We start from the raw sequence: 16450 nt of genomic DNA, 5'->3' as shown, positions 1-16450 counted from the left end.
CACAACGCAAAGGCCCTGCCTTCCGGGCAATCCCGGAAAGGCAGGGCCTTTGCTGTTGCCAGTGAAGGCTAGCTCTCCTGCCGGCGGTCGGGCAGCGGAGCGGGCTTCAACCGGCGGTAGCCGGAACGCGCCGGCGGCCGGTCGGTGGGCAGTTCCTGGATCATTTCCTTCAGCGCCCCAATGCCGTACTCCAATTGGGGATCGCGCCCCGCGGCGTAGGCGTGCGGCGGGAAGGTCACTTCGATGTCCGGATCAACGCCGTAGTTCTCCACGCTCCACCCCACGCCGCCGCTGAACCAGTTGGCATAGCGGGGCTGGGTGACGCCGGTGCCGTCCGCCAGCGCGAACCGGTTGTCGATGCCCACCACACCGCCCCACGTACGTGTTCCGATGACCGGGCCGATGCCACGCAGCTTCGAGACCTGGGTGATGATGTCGCCGTCGGACCCGGCAAACTCGTCCGCGAGGATGATCACGGGCCCCCTGGGTGCGTGGTGGGGGTAGGTCCGCGGCTTTTCCCCGCGCGGCATGCTCCATCCGGTGACCTTGCGGCCTATCAGTTCCGCGACGAGCTGCGATGTGTGTCCCCCACGGTTGCGGCGGACATCGACGATCAGGCCGTCAAGTGCTGTTTCCGTATCGAGGTCGCGGTGCAGCTGCGCCCAGCCGTTGGCCATCATGTCCGGGATATGCAGGTAGCCAAAGGTTCCGTTGGACGCTTCCCGGACGGTGCGCCGGTTGCCGGCAACCCATTCCTGGTAGCGCAGCCGCTCCTCATCCTTGATGGGCACGACGGCGACCCGGCGCTGGGTGCCTTGGGCACCGCCGTGCCCCGGGCCGTTGAGGAGGGTCAGCTCCACGGCACGGCCGGCCGCTCCCACCAACTGCATGGCCGGGGTGACGGCTCCGGACAACGGGACGCCGTCAATGGCCAGCAGGATGTCTCCCGCCTTGGCCCCAACCCCGGGCCTGGTCAGCGGGGAGATGGCAAGCGGGTCGGAGGACTCACCGGCCAGGATGCGGCTGATTTCCCAGCCGTGGGCGGTGTGCGCCAGGTCTGCGCCCAGCCTGCCCTGTCCCCGGCTGCCGCGTTCGGTAACCGGAGCGGGGCGCACGTACGCGTGCGATGTCCCCAGCTCGCCGTGCAGTTCCCACAGCAGGTCCACCAGGTCATCGTGGGAGCCCAGCCGCCCGACCAGGGGCCGGTAGCGGGCGTGGATGGATTCCCAGTCCTGCCCCGCCATGTCCTCCGTCCAGAAAAAGTCCCGCTGCAGGCGCCAGGCTTCATCGAACGCCTGTCCCCAGACGCTGAGCGGGTCCATCAGGACGCGGATGCGGCCCAGGTCCACTTTGACTGCCTTGCCGGAGTCCTCGTCCGCCTTGGCGTCAGAAGGCACCACGGTGACCTGTTTGTCGGAAACCAGTACCACCTTGCTGCGGTCGCCGGAGAGCCGGTAGCTGTCCACGGCGTCCACCAGGGTGGTCTGCCTGCGCCGTCCGATGTCGTACCGGACCAGGCTGGGGCTGGCGTCCTTGTCCTCCTGGCTGGCCTTTCCGTCGCCGGTCACGCCGGCCAGGGCTGAGTCGAGCCAGAGGAGGGCGCCGTCAACGGCCTTCAGCGAGCTGTAGTTGCCCTGCGGCACGGGAACGCTGATGACGCGGTGCGCCAGGCCCTCCGCGTCCACGTGCACGGCAGGCACGGCATCATCCCGTGCTTCGGCGCCGGCTGTGGCATCCGCGTCCGTTGTGGTTTCCGGCCCGGCGCCCGCGGGATCAACGGAAGGGCCAAAGGGCGACGGCGTCTCCGCGGCGAGTGCCACGAGGTACGGCTTGATGGGGCTGGGGAAGGAGAGGTCGAACGAATGTCCGTCGTACACGGGATCGAAGCTGCGGTTGGACAGGAAGGCGAGGAACTTTCCGTCCGGGGTGAAGGCGGGCGAGGCGTCGCGGAAGCGTCCGTCGGTCACGTCCACCGGTTCGGCATCGAGCTGGTCAACGGTGGCCAGGCGCAGCCGGCTGCGCGAGCCAAAGGACGTGACCGGTTCAGACCAGGCCAGCCAGCGGGAGTCCGCCGACCATGCCAGCTCGGAGATGCTGCCTTCGCCAATGCTGGCCACCCGCGAGAGATCTCCGCTGCGGGTGTCCAGGACGTGCACGTCGCCAAACGAGGTACCCAGGGCAACCCAGCGGCCGTCGGGGCTTGCTTCCAGCGAACTGGCGCGTGACGGCGTGGGGACGGTGATGCCTGGTTCTGCCGCGGGTTCCTGGGCGTCGGCCGCGGGGGCCGGGGCCTGCGGTGCAACATCTGCCTGCTGTTCGTCGTCCGCGGGCACGTGGACGGCCCCACCGGAAAGCACTGCCGCGCCGGACGCGGGAACAGGCTGCGGCAGGCTGACCGTTTCCGGCCCTGCCGCGCCGTCCTGTGCCGTATCGGCGGGAGCGGGATTTTCGGAATCGGGAGTTTCAGAAATTGCGCCGGCCTTGCCGCCGCTTGCCGGCGCGTGCCCGGCGCCGTGCGGTACTGGAGCGGCAATGTCCTTGATATGCAGTGCCTCCACGCCGTCGTGGTCCGCGATGTAGGCGATGCGGCCATCCCCCAAGGGCCGGGGAAGCCGGGCCCGCACTCCCGGGGTGGCCTCGATGATGCGGGACGGCCCGTCCTTGTGCCGCAGCCAGTGGATGGTTCCGTGCGACTCCACCGCGCTGGCGGCCCCCGCCGCATCCGGCGCCACCGCGCCCAGGTGCTTGACGGCATCAAGGAGGGCGGGACGCCTGGTCTGCGATGCCGAGCCAAGGGTGATGTCCAGCTTTACAGCCTCCGAGCCAAGATCATTCAGGACCCAGAGTTCGCCGGCTGATTCGAAAATGACGCGCTTGCCGTCCGAGGCGGCGTGCCGGACGTAAAAGTCCTGGTGGTCGGTGTGGCGCCGCAGGTCCTGTCCGTTGGGAAGGACCGAGTACAGGTTGCCGTAGCCTTCGTGGTCGGACAGGAAGGCAATCCGGCCGTCCACCCACAGGGGATCGGTGAGGTTGCCGTCAACGTCCGGCAGCAGCCGCTCGAACTCCCCGTTGCCGTCGCGGTCGATCCACAGTTTTCCCGCCGTCCCGCCACGGTACCGCTTCCACCAGGCCGGTTCGCGGGACAGCACGCTGGCCAGCACCACGGGACGTTCGTCGCCCACCTCGGGGCCAAATGCAACGGATTCCACCGGCCCGTAGGGGAGCTCCTGCGCCCAGCCGCCCTCCAAAGGGACACTGTATGCGTGGGTGTGCCGGCTTTCGGCCTGGCGGAAGGCGCTGGTGACCACCACCGAACCGCCGGCAGTGAATCCCTTGACCTTCGTGGTGCTGTGGCCAAAGTAGGTGAGCTGGCGGTACCCGCCGCCGTCGACCCGTGCCGACACAACTTCCGGCGCCGTTCCCTGCACAACCGTCCAGACCAGGCGCTTGCCGTCCGGGGTGAAACGCGGGTTGCGGGCAGGAAGCTGGAGCGACGAGACGCGCCACGCGCGGCCGCCGTCCAGGGGCGCAATCCACACGTCGTCCTCGGCCACGAAAGTGACCAGATCGCCGTGCAAATGCGGGAAACGGAAGTAGCTCGAAGAGGTCATCGTTCGATCATAGTCAACCCCTCCCCTGCGCCGCGGGAGGTACACAGCCCTTGCTGCCGTGGTGAGATGGACCATGCATATCGTCATGGCCGGCGCCTCCGGGCTCATCGGCAGCTCCATGTCCGCAGCCTTCCGCAGTGCCGGCCATTCGGTGGTGTCCCTGGTCCGCCGGCCGCCTGCCGGTGCCACCGAAATCCGCTGGGATCCGGCGGCCGGTGTCCTGGACCCCGGCGTCCTTGCCGGGGCAGACGCCGTCGTCAACCTCGCAGGTGCCGGAATCGGCGACAGACCCTGGACGCGGAAGCGGGTGGCGGAGCTGTTCAGTTCCCGGCTGGGGCCCACCAGGACACTGGTGCAGGCCATGGCACAGCTGGATGCCCCGCCGGCAACCTTCATCAGCCAGTCGGCGTCCGGCTTCTACGGCGACGCCGGCAATACTGTCCTGCGTGAAGACGCACCCGCCGGTTCCGGGACTTTGGCGCAGATCTGCGTTGAGTGGGAGCAGGCTGCGCTGATGGCGCCGGCAGGGGTACGCGTGGTGACGCCCCGCACCGGGGTGGTGTTCAGCCGTTCCGGTGGCGCGCTGGGAAAGCTGCTTCCACTGCTGCGCCTGGGAGTTGGTGGTCCGTTCGGCAACGGCCGCCAGTTCTGGCCCTGGGTAACGCTTCCGGACGTTACGGCCGCCTTCCTCTTCCTCCTCGAAACACCGGTCTCCGGCGCGGTGAATGTGAACGCGCCGGAGCAGGCGAACGTCAACACGATCGTCGCGGCGCTGGCCCACGCCCTGCACCGGCCCGCCATACTCAGGGTCCCGGCCCCCGTGCTGCGCACGGTGATGCCGGGCCTCGGCGAGGAATTGCTGCTGCACAGCCAGCGGATGGAACCGGCAGTCCTGTCCTCGGCCGGATTCCAATGGCAGCACGGGCGCCTGGAAGACGCCGCCCGCTGGGTGGCCGGCCAGGACCCCGCCGCCTAGCCCGGCCCTTCCCCGGACGCGCGGACCGCCAGAATGTCGCTGACCCGCCATTGGCCGTCCACGAACACCAGGACCAGCCGAAGCCGCCGTTCCGGGCTGGGAGCCCCCGCTGCCAGCACAGCACCCGCCGCATCGAGTGTTTGGTACCCGGAGGTGGCCGATGTCACCGCCAGCACCGCCCGGTCCGGGGTCCCGCCGTCTTCGGCCGCCACCCCGGACAGCGTGCTGGTAAATCCGGCGAGGCGGTGCCCGGAAGGGTGGAGTTGGCCGGCGATGCGCTCGTCGGCGGCAGCTGCAGGTGACCCGGCGGCGTTCACGTCCCCCAGCAGCTCCAACCTGCCTGCTCTGAAGGCATAATCCCGCAGTGCCGCCAGCCCCTGCACGGCAACCACGGGATCAGTAGCCCTTGCCCGCTGCCGGGCCTCGTCAACGGAACCAACCGCTTCCGTCCCGCCGGCAACAGTCCCGGATGCGGCTGCGGACACCGGCGGCCGACCGGCTGCGGGACCATCCGGCCCCGCCCCTTGGCCCGCCCCTGGCCGGCGGCCGCGGACAACCACCATATTCCGGCTGCCAACGCAGCAACTACCGGCATGACTGCACTCACCACCACCCGAGTGCCCCGGCCGGCAACAGTCCCATCCGCGTGCCTTCCGCGCGGCGCAGGCGCCGCGTTTGACGGCGGCAGGGCGCTTGACTTCGGCAGGGCGGTGTTCGGCGCCGGCACCGGCCGCGCTGGCCAGCGCCAGGTTTCCATCCGGCGGCGCATGCCCTGGAGTTTCATGCGAAGGCTGCCGCCCTTGGACGGACCGGGAACGTGCCGCCGTGTCAGCAGCTCTGGCAGGACGGTGGGATGGACGGCATCGGAGAGGTCCACCGGCTGGGGTTCGGCGCTGCGGTAAACGGCCGCGGCCAGCGACACCGCGTCAGGGCGCAGCCTCCGGTCCTCGTTCAGTCCTGCTTCCAGGGCAGCCGCCAGATCCTTGGGGACACCTGGAACCAGGAGGGACAACGGCGGACGATCGGCAGTGCGGCCGGGCGCCTCACCCGTGAGGCAGAACCAGCCCAGGGCCGCCGCGGAGAACACATCGCGTCCTGGCTGGAGGCCGGCGCGGACGGCGTCCACGGGGGAAGGATCCAGGAATCCGCCAGTTCCAAAGGTCGCCGCGCTGCCCGGGTCGCCGAGCATCCTGGCGACGCCGAGGTCAGAGAGCATGGGCTTGCCCTGCCCGGTGAACAGCACGTTCCCGGGCGAGACATCCGAGTGCGTGAAGCCTTTTCCATGCAGGTAGCCCAGGGCCTGGAAGATGGGAGTCAGGACGGTAACCGTCTCGCCTACGGTGAGCCTGCCACGGGCAGACACCAACTGGGCCAGCGAGCCGCCGGCGGCATAATCCATGGTCAAGGCCGTACCGCCGCCGGGCCCTGCCACCCGGACCACGTCGTGCGCCGTGATGAGGTGCTGGTGGTCCAGGACCGACAGGATCCGGATCTCCCGCCGCACATCCTCTTCGCTGACGGCCGTGCTGCCCAGGGACCGGCGGCCTGCGCCGCGGAAGCATTTGAGCGCGCAATCCCTGCCGGTCCTTTGTTCCCTGGCCAGCCACACGTCGGCACTGCCGCCCCGGCCCAGCAACCTGCCGACGTCATAACCGGGAACCTCCGGCGCCTGTGCATCGTCCATACTGCATGTCTAGTCGAGTTTCGGCCCTGCTGCAGAAGTTATCCACAGGCGTGGCCGCCGCGGTCACAAAGCGGGGCGCCGGTGAGCTTGGACACTAAACCGGGCCGGTGCGGCTGCGGGGTCTAAGCTGGATGCCATGACTCTTGAGTTTTCACAGCTGGGTCTTGCCCCTGACTTCGTTGACTACATGGAAGGCTGGGATGCCCAGCGCGAACTCCATGACAAGGTTGTCTCCGGAGCTGCACCCAGCACAGTCCTGCTTCTGGAGCACGCCGCCGTCTACACGGCCGGCAAGCTGACCGAGGACCATGAGCGGCCGTTTGACGGTACGCCGGTGGTTGCGGTGGACCGTGGCGGCAAACTCACCTGGCACGGGCCGGGCCAGCTGATTGCCTACCCCATCCTGAAGCTTAGGAACCGCGCAGGCATCCGGGATTACGTGGAGCGGCTGGAAGACATCATGATCACGGTCATGGCGGACTATGGCATCAAGGCCGAACGCATCAAGGGCCGGGCCGGCGTGTGGATCAAGGCTGACGCCAAGGGCCCCGACCGCAAGATCGCCGCGATCGGCATCCGGGTCCTGAACGGCGTCACCATGCACGGCATTGCCATCAACTGCAGCAACGACCTGGCACCCTACGGCCAGATCATCGCCTGCGGCATCACCGACGCCGGCGTGACCACCATGTCCCTGGAAACAGGCCGGGACATTCGGCCCGCGGATATCGTGGACCGGTTCGTGGAGGAATTCCACAAGCATGAAGAAGCATTGGTTTCGAGCCCTGAAGGAGCTCTACTGTGACATTGGCACCTGAAGGCCGGAAGATGCTGCGGATTGAGCAGCGCAACGCTGCGGTCCCGGTGGAACGCAAACCGGAGTGGATCAAGGCCAAGGTCCAGATGGGCCCGGAATTCGTCCAACTCAAGAACCTGGTGAAAAAGGAAGGCCTGCACACCGTCTGCGAAGAGGCCGGCTGCCCCAACATCTTCGAGTGCTGGGAAGACAAGGAAGCCACCTTCCTGATCGGCGGCTCCGAATGCACCCGCCGCTGCGACTTCTGCCAGATCGACACCGGCAAACCCTCACCCCTGGACCGGTTCGAACCCACCAAGGTGGCCCGCTCCGTCCAATCCATGCAGCTGCGCTACGCCACCGTCACCGGCGTCGCCCGCGACGACCTGGAAGACGAAGGCGTCTGGCTCTACGCCGAAACCGTCCGCAAAATCCACGAGCTGAACCCCGGCACCGGCGTGGAACTGCTCATCCCGGACTTCTCCGGCAAACCCGAGCACATCAAGGCCATCTGCGACTCCGCCCCCGAGGTCTTCGCGCACAACGTCGAAACCGTGCCCCGGATCTTCAAGCGGATCCGCCCCGCGTTCCGCTACGACCGCTCCCTGGACGTCATCACCCAGGGCCGGAACCTGGGCATGGTCACCAAGTCCAACCTCATCCTGGGCATGGGCGAAACCCGCGAAGAAATCAGCGAAGCACTCCGCGACCTTCACGCCGCCGGCTGCGACCTGATCACCATCACCCAGTACCTGCGCCCCTCCGAACGGCACCTGCCCGTGGACCGCTGGGTCAAACCCCAGGAATTCGTGGACCTCCAGCACGAAGCCCAGGAAATCGGCTTCCTCGGCGTCATGTCCGGCCCCCTGGTCCGCTCCTCCTACCGCGCCGGCCGGCTCTGGGCCACCGCCATGCGCAAAAAAGGCCGCGACATCCCCGCCGAACTCGCCCACATCGCCGACGGCATCCAGGACTCCGGCACCACCCGCCAGGAAGCCGCCACCCTCCTGGCAGCACATTCCTGACCTCCTGCCATGAACTGGCCAAGGGCCGGACGCCGGAAGATTCCAGCGTCCGGCCCTTGGCTTTTGTCACGTAGAATTGAGGCACTATGGCGAAATCCCCTGACTCCAGCAACTCCACCCCGTCTGGCTCGAGCGCGGTGAAGCGCGGCCTCTTCACGCGCAAGCCGAAGGAAGCAAAGGCCAAGAAGCCCAGCAGGCTTAAGCAGATCGGCGAGGTCTTCACCATGACCCGCCGCCACGACCCCATGGTTCCGTGGCTGATGCTGCTGGCGTTCCTGGGCGTTGTGGCGGTGAGCTTCCTGGTGGGCTTCTGGTTGGACAACTGGATTACCGGCCTGATCATCGGCATTCCGCTGGGCCTGCTGGCGGCCACCTTCATCCTGTCCCGCCGCGCCGAACGCGCCGCCTTTGCACAGATCGAAAACCAGCCCGGCGCCTCCGGCGCTGCCCTGGGCACGCTTCGCCGTGGCTGGATCACCGAGGAACAGCCCGTGGCGGTCAATCCGCGCACGCAGGATGCCGTGTTCCGCGCCGTGGGCCGGCCCGGCGTCGTCCTTGTCAGTGAAGGCCCCGCCCACCGCGTGAAGCCGCTGCTCGATGCTGAGCGCAAGCGCCTGGCGCGCATCCTGCCCAACGTTCCTGTGCACACCATCCAGACCGGGCACGGCGAAGGCCAGGTGCCGCTGAGCCAGGTGGCCAAGCACATGGGCAAGATGAAGAATGAACTGACCAAGCTGGAAGTCAGCACCGTGTCCAAGCGCATCGCCTCGATGGGTACCCGGCTTCCCATTCCCAAGGGCATCGATCCCTACAAGGCCCGTCCCAACCGCGGACGCTAGCTGGTGGGAACGCCCCGGTACCGGCACTGCTGGCCGGGGCGTTTTTCTTGCGCCCCAACCGCTTGCCCGAACCGCTAGCCTAAACCGCCTGCGCGCCTTAACGGCGCACCCCTTCCCCCACTGCCGGACCCAGACATCCACCCATGACAGGACGTGACCATGAACCCGAGGACAACCGTCATCCGCGCCTTCCGTATCCTCGCAGTGGCCGAGGCCTGCAGTTGGGCCGCGCTCCTGGCCGGGATGTACTTCAAATGGATCGCCGGAACCACTGAGCTTGGCGTCCAGGTGGCGGGACCTGTGCACGGCGCGCTGTTTGTCGGCTATGGGGTTGCCGCGCTGATGCTGTGGCGGGTGCAGCGCTGGCCCTTCATGGTGGCTCTGCTGGCGGGCGTCTCCGCCGTCTTCCCGTTCGCCACCCTCCTTTTTGAGCGCTGGGCCGGACGGCGCGGTTTCCTCAGCGCCCCGGGGGCGGAAGCGCCTGCCGCTGAACTTGCGTCCAGCCGGGCGTAGGCGGACGCATCACTGACCGTGGACTCCTCTGATGCAGGACTGCAGGCACAGCCGTCAGCCAAGGGAGGGCCGTCCTGCCCACGCGCCCAGGGCCGTAAGCGAATGGTCGCGGTCCTCTCCCTCCTGGGGGCGACGCTGTTCTGGGCCGGCAACTATGTGGTGGGTGCGGGCGCCGTCCAAAGCATTGAACCCCTGAGCCTGGTTCTCCTGCGCTGGGCCATCGCACTGGTGCCGCTGCTGGTGATAGCCCGGCTTGTGGAGCGGCCAGACTGGCGGTCGGTCCTGGCCGCCTGGCCGTGGCTTCTCGCGCTCAGCGTGTGCGGGCTGCTCGGCTACAACCTCCTGCTGTATGTCGCCCTGCAGCACACCGATGCGTTCAACGCCTCGCTGATCAACGCCTTCAATCCCGCTCTCATCACGCTGGCTGCCGCCGTTTTCCTGCGCGAACGGCTGACACCGTTGTCGGTCGCCGGCGTCCTGATGGCCATGGCCGGCGTCCTGATCGTGATCAGCGGAGGGGATGCCGGCAGGCTGCTCTCCGCCGGTTTCGGGACCGGCGAAGTCCTGATGGTGGGCGCCGTGGTTGTCTGGACGGCGTACACAGTCATCGGCCGCCTGGCCCCCAAAATCCCGCCGATCACGGCCACAGCTGTCCAGGCAGCGGCAGCGGTGGCCCTGCTGGCCCCGGTCCGCTTCCTGACAGGCGGACTGGCCCTCCCCTCAACCGGCAGCGCGCTGGCGTCCCTGCTGTTTATCGCCGTCTTCCCGTCGGTGCTGTCCTACCTGCTCTGGAACCGCGCCCTGACGGTCCTGCCCGCCGGTGGCGCAGGGGTGTTCCTCAACCTCATCACGGTCTTCACAGCAGTCCTCACCATCCTCGCCGGGCACGTCCATACAGCGGCGCAACTGGTGGGCGGCGCCATCGTGATCGGCGGCGTGGTCATCACCAACGCGCCGGCCTTCCGCCGGCAGCGCAAGGACCGGAAAGTGAACGGCTAAGGAAATCGGCGGACGCGCAGAAGGGGCACGCGGTGCTCAGCGGCGGATGAGGAGCGTGTTCATTGCCTTGTCGTGAAGGCCGCGCTGATCCGGATCGAAGATCACGGCGGGGATGACCAGGCAGAGCAGCACGGCCCTCACCAGGGCCGCAAGGGGTCCGGGGTGCCGCCTCCCGGCTTCACCACGGCGATGCCCATAACCCGGTGCCCGATGCTGTATCCGAGTGTTCCCACCAGCAGGATCTGCTCAATCGCGAAGACCGCCAGGGTGGCCCAGGAGTCACCGGCAAAGGCAAAGTTGCTGATCAGCAGGGCGATCCCCCAGTCGATGCAGATTGCTGCGATCCTGCGGCCCGCCCGGGCAATGGAGCCCGGACCGGACTCCGGAAGGCCCAGCCGCTCCCCCGGATATTTGGAAATACCGGAGGTGTCCGGTCCGCTGAGCCAGGACCCAATGTCTTTGCGATCTACCACCGTCCAAGCTTACCGATCCCCGGCACGGCGGCGCGCCCACAGTGTGGATAGGACTCGACCACAGTGTGGACGGAAGATAGCGTGGTCATAGCAGGGCATTCTGTAACCTGCCCGAAACAAAGCGGACACGGACGGGAAATGCCGCATCCATAGTCTGTTAGCAGTTTCAAGCAATCCCCCGGCAGGTACGCAGCAGGGAAAACCCCGCGTTCTCCCTGCTTTTGGATTGCGCTGGATCATGTGGCTTGCATGCCAGATATTTACATATGCGTTAGGAGCATAGATGTTCAAGACTGCGGACGAAGTCCTCAAGTTCATCAAGGACGAAGATGTAAAGTTCGTCGATATCCGCTTCACCGATCTTCCGGGCGTCCAGCAGCACTTCAACGTCCCCGCCAAGAGTGTTGACGCTGATTTCTTCGTCAACGGCCAGCTCTTCGACGGTTCCTCCATCCGTGGCTTCCAGGGCATCGCCGAATCTGACATGCAGCTGATCCCGGACGTCACCACCGCGTTCCTGGACACCTTCCGCATGGAGAAGACCCTCGCGCTGAACTTCTCGATCGTCAACCCGCGCACCGGAGACCCGTACCACCGCGATCCCCGCGGCGTAGCCGAGAAGGCTGAGGCCTACCTGGCTTCCACCGGCATCGCCGACACCGCGTTCTTCGCCCCCGAAGCCGAGTTCTTCGTGTTCGACAACGTCCAGTACCAGTCCTCCCCGCAGGGCAGCTTCTACAAGATCGATTCCGAGGAAGCCTACTGGAACACCGGCCGCGAGGAAGAAGGCGGCAACCTCGGCTACAAGACGGCCGTCAAGGGCGGTTACTTCCCGGTTGCTCCCCAGGACAAGCAGGCTGACCTGCGCGACGCCATGTGTGTTGCACTGGACGAAGCCGGCCTCGAGGTCGAGCGCAGCCACCACGAAGTTGGCTCCGCCGGCCAGGCTGAGATCAACTACAAGTTCACCACCCTGACCCACGCTGCTGATGACCTGCAGAAGTTCAAGTACGTCATCAAGAACACCGCAGACGCCTGGGGCAAGTCCGTAACCTTCATGCCCAAGCCGGTCTTCGGCGACAACGGATCCGGCATGCACTGCCACCAGTCGCTCTGGAACGGTGGCGAGCCGCTGTTCTACGACGAGAAGGGCTACGCCGGCCTGTCCGACACCGCCCGCTGGTACATCGGTGGCCTGCTCAAGCACGCCTCCGCCGTCCTGGCCTTCACCAACCCCACGGTGAACTCCTACCGCCGCCTGGTCAAGGGCTTCGAGGCTCCGGTCAACATGGTGTACTCCCAGGGCAACCGCTCTGCCGGTATCCGTATCCCCATCACCGGTTCCAACCCGAAGGCCAAGCGCATCGAGTTCCGCGCTCCGGACCCCTCCTCCAACCCGTACCTGGCGTTCGCTGCGCAGCTGATGGCCGGCATTGACGGCATCCGCAACCGCATCGAGCCGCCGGCTCCGATCGACAAGGACCTCTACGAGCTCCCTGCCGAGGAAGCCAAGGACATCCCCAAGGCTCCGGGCACCCTGGAGGAAGCACTGGAGGCCCTGCGCGAGGACAACGAGTTCCTGCAGGCCGGTGGCGTCTTCACCCAGGACCTGATTGACACCTGGATCGAGTACAAGTACGAAAACGAGATCCGCCCGCTGTCCCTGCGCCCGAACCCCTACGAGTTCGAGCTCTACTACGGCGTCTAGTTCCAGCCCTGCCCAGCAGGAATCCTGAACAGTAAAAGGCGGCCACCGGTGATGAACCGGTGGCCGCCTTTGCGTTGCCCGTTCCTTCAGTGGCACGGGCGGCAGCTGTTGGGTGGGGGCCCGGCTCCAGACGTGCTGAGACCGGGAGCCGGCCCCCCTGACGAATGCCCCCGGAACGAAGACTGTCCAGCCTTCCCCCAACAAGGTTGGAGAACACCGCCAATCCACATGATCGGGCAAACGCTTGCTAAGCGCAATGCCGGTACGGAGAGTTACGCCGGTACCGTTGCCGAAAAGCTGCGGAACATGGTTCGTTGGGGCCCTGCCGGCCCGCCGGTATACGGTCCCGAGTCGACGAAGCCGGCGCGGCGGTAGGCGGACAGGCCCGCAGGGTTTTCCTGGTTGACGGACAGTACGACGCCGGACTCGCCAGTTTGGTGCCGCGCGGTGAGCTTGCGTCCGGCCTCCACAGCGGCGGCGGCAGCGAGCGTGCCCATGCCCCTGCCCTGGTGGGGCCGGTCGATGAGGAACCCGCGCAGCAGCCATGCTGAGTGGTCGTCAGGCCAGCCTGCAAGCGTTGCCGCCCCGGACTGCAGGGTCAACAGGCCGACGGCGCTGCCTCCGGCCTCGACCACGTACGGCCGTCGTGATTCTTCCGCCAGTCCCGCAAGGGCCATCCGCAGCGGGTCGCCGACGAAGCGGTCCTGGCCCGGCACCAGCGACATTTCCGCGATGGCGCCCAACTGGATGGCGCGGGCGTCCGAATCAAGGTCCCGCAGCGGGACCAGCCAGACCCACGGCGCTGGTTCAGTGCCCATAGAAGAGGCGTTCAAAGACTGCCCTGGCCCGGCGGCTCACCCTCAGGTAGTCCTCCTCCAGCGCGGCGGCGCGGCCCGGTTCATAGCCGCACCAGCGGGCCACAGCCTCGAGATCGCGGCGCGAGGAGGGCAGGACGTCCGAGGCCTTGCCGCTCCAGATGACATTGGCTGACCGGATACGGCTGGCAAGCCGCCAGGCCTCGGCGAGGAGCCGGGCATCGGCGCCGTCCAACAGGCCCAGTTCCGCCGCGGCTGCCAGGGCCTCCAGGGTGGAGGTGGTCCGGAGCTCCGGATGCTTCCCGGCGTGCTGGAGCTGCAGCAGCTGCACCAGCCACTCGACGTCGCTGAGGCCGCCGCGGCCCAGTTTGAGGTGGCGTGCGGGGTCGGCGCCGCGCGGCAGCCGTTCGGACTCCACCCGCGCCTTGACGCGCCTGATTTCGCGCACGTCCTGCTCCGAGACGGACTCCGGGTACCGGATGGGATCGATGAGCCTGATGAAGTCAGCGGCCAGGGCGTCGTCGCCGGCCATGGGGCGTGCCCGCAGCAGGGCCTGCGCTTCCCAGATCAGGGACCAGCGGCGGTAGTACTCGGCGAACGAGTCCAGGGAGCGCACCATGGCCCCGTTCTTGCCCTCGGGCCTGAGGTCGGCGTCCATCTGCAGGACACGTTCCGCCATGATGGCAGGCTTCAGCGGCTGCGTGAGCAGGCTGGATACCTTGGCAACGATGCGGGCGGCCTGTTCCTGCGCCTCCGCTTCGGAGAAGCCCGGCAGTGCGCGGTGGACGTACATGACGTCGGCGTCGGACCCGTAGCCGATCTCGCGGCCGCCCTGGCGGCCCATGGCCACCACCAGCACCGTGGTCTTGAGCGGGCCGCCGGCGGAGACAATGCCTTCTGCCACCCGCAGGGCACCCAGGACGGCGGCGCGGTCCGTGTCGGCCAACGCCCCGCCTACCCGTTCCTGGTCCAGGAGGCCGGCGGAATCAGCGATGGCGATGCGCAGGATTTCGCGCCGCCGGATCAGGCGGATCAGGCGCATGGCGCTTTCCGGGTCCGCGTGCCGTGCCATCTTCGCGGTGATTTCCTGCCACTGGGCCTCGAAGCCCAGCGGCACCAGGTCCTTGTCCTGTCCCAGCCAGGCGACGGATTCCGGCGAAACTTCCAGGAGGTCTGCGATCAGCCGCGAATTGGAGAGCATGTGGCACAGGCGCTCGGCCGCGGCGTTGGAGTCCCGGAGCATGCCCAGGTACCAGTGCGTGGTGCCCAGGGCCTCGCTGACGCGGCGGAAGGCAAGAAGGCCGGCATCCGGGTCCACGCCTTCCGCGAGCCAGTCCAGCAGGATGGGCAGGAGCTGGCGCTGCAGGGCGGCCCGGCGGCTTACCCCGGCCGTCAACGCCTCAATGTGGCGCATTGCCCCCTGGGGGTCCCGGTAGCCGAGGGCAGCCAGCCGTCCCTGCGCTGCCTCGGGCGTGAGCCTGGCGTCCTCGCTGCTGAGCTTGGCCGCGGTGTTCAGCAGCGGCCGGTAGAAGATGCGCTCGTGCAGTTCACGGACGGAACGCTTGGTGCGCTGCCATGCGGACAGCAGGGAGTCCGGGCTGGGCCGCTCGTTGGAGAAGGGGCCCAGCACGGCTTTGGCCAGTGAGCGCAGCGCAGGCTCCGCCACGGGCATCAGGTGGGTGCGGCGCAGCTGGAACAGCTGGATGCGGTGTTCCAGCAGCCGGAGGTAGCGGTAGGCGTTGTCGAAGGCGGCAGCGTCGGAACGGCCGATGTACCCTCCGGCTGACAGCGCGGCGATCGCGGAGGTGGTGTCCCGCCGTCGTAATGTCTCATCCGCCTTGCCGTGCACCAGCTGGAGCAGCTGGACGGTGAATTCGACGTCACGCAGGCCGCCCCGCCCCAGCTTGATCTGGCGCTGCTCCTCGGCGGCCGGGATGTGCTCGGTGACCCGGCGGCGCATCGCCTGGACGGACTCGACAAAGCCCTCGCGGCCGGCCGAGCTCCAGATCAGCGGCGCCACGGCGTCCTCGTAGGCGCGGCCCAGGGCGGCATCACCGGCGATGGCACGGGCTTTGAGGAGCGCCTGGAATTCCCAGCTTTCCGCCCACCTGGCGTAGTACGTCTCGTGGGAGGCGAGGGTGCGGACCAGCGGCCCCGATTTGCCTTCGGGCCGCAGGTTCGCGTCCACCTCCCAAAGTCCCGGCTCCCTGGCCACTGATGAAATGGCCCGCGAGATCCCGCTCGCCAGTGCCGTGCCGATGGTGTTGGCGTGGGCGTCCTCCAGGCTGCCGGCGTCCACCACGTAGATGACGTCGACGTCGGAGATGTAGTTCAGCTCCCGGGCGCCGCACTTGCCCATACCGATCACCGCAAGGCCGACGTCGGCCACATCGGCAGCGCTGTGCTGCTCCGCGGCCTCGGCCCGGGAGACGGCGAGGGCAGCCTCGATGGCGGCAGCAGCAAGGTCCGCCAGTTCACCGCCCACCGATGGCAGGAAGTCAAGCGGATCCGCGGCGCACAGGTCCTTGACGGCGAGATCGACAAGTCCCCGCCGGTAGGCGGTGCGCAGGGCGGCATAGGCGTCCACGCCGGTAACGGCGGCCACGGGACGGGCAGCCCGGGGGTCGGCCCCCACGGATTGCAGGAGCGTGGCGCGCAACAGCCCCGGGTTGGCCGGCAGTGGCTCGGGACTGGCGCGGACCTCGAAGGCCTCCAGGTGCTCGGGGTGCCGGATGAGGAACTCCCCCAAAGCCTCCGAGGCCCCCAGGACCCGGTACATCGGTTCGCTGGCCTCCGGCTCGGCGTCCGCCAGCTCCCGCAGCTGCGGGTGCTTTTCGATCAGCCGGACCAGGGACTGCAGCGCGGTATCCGGACTGGCCGCAAGGTGCAGCCCGGCAAAGAGCCTGTCCTGGTCCAGGCCCTCGAGTTCGCGCGCGGAAAGGAACCGTTCGCCCTTCTCCAGGTCGCTGAATCCGGCCGCGATCAGGCGGCGTGCCAGGCTCACGCCTGGC

At 67.7% G+C, this 16450-nt stretch carries 12 protein-coding genes and 1 pseudogene; 7 read left to right on the top strand and 6 right to left on the bottom strand.

Annotation, left to right across the window (positions count from 1 at the left end):
• Nucleotides 1-68 precede the first annotated feature (68 nt).
• Nucleotides 69-3611, bottom strand: a complete 3543-nt coding sequence (locus tag OUO20_RS04835; RefSeq protein ID WP_268002932.1) for a S41 family peptidase — start codon at nt 3609-3611, stop codon at nt 69-71.
• A gap of 73 nt (nt 3612-3684) precedes the next feature.
• On the opposite strand from OUO20_RS04835, the gene OUO20_RS04830 reads away from it, so the two are divergent.
• Nucleotides 3685-4587, top strand: coding sequence for a TIGR01777 family oxidoreductase (locus tag OUO20_RS04830; protein ID WP_018769667.1), 903 nt, complete (start codon nt 3685-3687; stop codon nt 4585-4587).
• Here OUO20_RS04830 and OUO20_RS04825 read toward each other — a convergent pair.
• Both OUO20_RS04825 and OUO20_RS04820 read right to left on the bottom strand, forming a co-directional pair.
• Complete coding sequence (locus tag OUO20_RS04825) at nt 4584-4922, bottom strand: hypothetical protein (protein WP_268002931.1); 339 nt, start codon at nt 4920-4922, stop codon at nt 4584-4586. The two genes, OUO20_RS04830 and OUO20_RS04825, sit on opposite strands and share 4 nt — an antisense overlap.
• On the bottom strand, nt 4901-6271 hold the full coding sequence (locus OUO20_RS04820; RefSeq protein ID WP_268002930.1) for a serine/threonine-protein kinase: 1371 nt from the start codon (nt 6269-6271) through the stop codon (nt 4901-4903). Before OUO20_RS04820 ends, OUO20_RS04825 begins: the two co-directional genes overlap by 22 nt.
• 127 nt (nt 6272-6398) lie before the next feature.
• Between OUO20_RS04820 and lipB the strand changes: the two genes are divergently transcribed.
• From lipB to OUO20_RS04795, 5 genes are all read left to right on the top strand, one after another.
• Nucleotides 6399-7076: a lipoyl(octanoyl) transferase LipB gene (gene lipB, locus OUO20_RS04815; RefSeq protein WP_268760735.1), complete on the top strand. Its 678-nt coding sequence runs from the start codon at nt 6399-6401 to the stop codon at nt 7074-7076.
• The gene (lipA, locus tag OUO20_RS04810; protein WP_224084417.1) at nt 7073-8092 is read left to right on the top strand and encodes a lipoyl synthase; all 1020 of its coding nucleotides are present in this window, start codon (nt 7073-7075) and stop codon (nt 8090-8092) included. The genes lipB and lipA overlap by 4 nt, the downstream gene beginning before the upstream one ends.
• A gap of 86 nt (nt 8093-8178) precedes the next feature.
• A complete protein-coding gene (locus OUO20_RS04805; RefSeq protein WP_018771547.1) occupies nt 8179-8931 on the top strand; it encodes a DUF4191 domain-containing protein in 753 nt (250 codons plus the stop codon).
• A gap of 159 nt (nt 8932-9090) precedes the next feature.
• On the top strand, nt 9091-9444 hold the full coding sequence (locus tag OUO20_RS04800; protein WP_018771546.1) for a DUF3817 domain-containing protein: 354 nt from the start codon (nt 9091-9093) through the stop codon (nt 9442-9444).
• 102 nt (nt 9445-9546) lie between these two features.
• Nucleotides 9547-10443, top strand: coding sequence for a DMT family transporter (locus OUO20_RS04795; protein WP_018771545.1), 897 nt, complete (start codon nt 9547-9549; stop codon nt 10441-10443).
• 36 nt (nt 10444-10479) lie between these two features.
• On the opposite strand, the pseudogene OUO20_RS04790 reads toward OUO20_RS04795, so the two are convergent.
• A pseudogene (locus OUO20_RS04790) lies at nt 10480-10916 on the bottom strand (RDD family protein).
• Between the two features lie 283 nt (nt 10917-11199).
• Between OUO20_RS04790 and glnA the strand changes: the two are divergent.
• Complete coding sequence (gene glnA, locus OUO20_RS04785; protein WP_018771543.1) at nt 11200-12624, top strand: type I glutamate--ammonia ligase; 1425 nt, start codon at nt 11200-11202, stop codon at nt 12622-12624.
• 272 nt (nt 12625-12896) lie between these two features.
• On the opposite strand, the gene OUO20_RS04780 is transcribed toward glnA, so the two are convergent.
• Nucleotides 12897-13442, bottom strand: a complete 546-nt coding sequence (locus OUO20_RS04780) for a GNAT family N-acetyltransferase (RefSeq protein WP_268002929.1) — start codon at nt 13440-13442, stop codon at nt 12897-12899.
• Nucleotides 13432-16443: a bifunctional [glutamine synthetase] adenylyltransferase/[glutamine synthetase]-adenylyl-L-tyrosine phosphorylase gene (locus OUO20_RS04775; protein WP_018771541.1), complete on the bottom strand. Its 3012-nt coding sequence runs from the start codon at nt 16441-16443 to the stop codon at nt 13432-13434. Before OUO20_RS04775 ends, OUO20_RS04780 begins: the two co-directional genes overlap by 11 nt.
• Between the last annotated feature and the right edge of the window lie 7 nt (nt 16444-16450).

This window comes from Arthrobacter sp. FX8, from assembly GCF_026723805.1.
Lineage (GTDB): Bacteria > Actinomycetota > Actinomycetes > Actinomycetales > Micrococcaceae > Arthrobacter.
This window is presented reverse-complemented; position numbering and strand designations above follow the sequence as displayed.

Bases quoted from the DNA above. Each gene is read 5' to 3' on its own strand.
- OUO20_RS04835 (WP_268002932.1), bottom strand. From the start codon at position 3,611: ATGACCTCTTCGAGCTACTTCCGTTTCCCGCATTTGCACGGCGATCTG.
- OUO20_RS04830 (WP_018769667.1), top strand. From the start codon at position 3,685: ATGCATATCGTCATGGCCGGCGCCTCCGGGCTCATCGGCAGCTCCATG.
- OUO20_RS04820 (WP_268002930.1), bottom strand. From the start codon at position 6,271: ATGGACGATGCACAGGCGCCGGAGGTTCCCGGTTATGACGTCGGCAGG.
- OUO20_RS04805 (WP_018771547.1), top strand. From the start codon at position 8,179: ATGGCGAAATCCCCTGACTCCAGCAACTCCACCCCGTCTGGCTCGAGC.
- OUO20_RS04800 (WP_018771546.1), top strand. From the start codon at position 9,091: ATGAACCCGAGGACAACCGTCATCCGCGCCTTCCGTATCCTCGCAGTG.
- OUO20_RS04795 (WP_018771545.1), top strand. From the start codon at position 9,547: ATGGTCGCGGTCCTCTCCCTCCTGGGGGCGACGCTGTTCTGGGCCGGC.
- glnA (WP_018771543.1), top strand. From the start codon at position 11,200: ATGTTCAAGACTGCGGACGAAGTCCTCAAGTTCATCAAGGACGAAGAT.
- OUO20_RS04780 (WP_268002929.1), bottom strand. From the start codon at position 13,442: ATGGGCACTGAACCAGCGCCGTGGGTCTGGCTGGTCCCGCTGCGGGAC.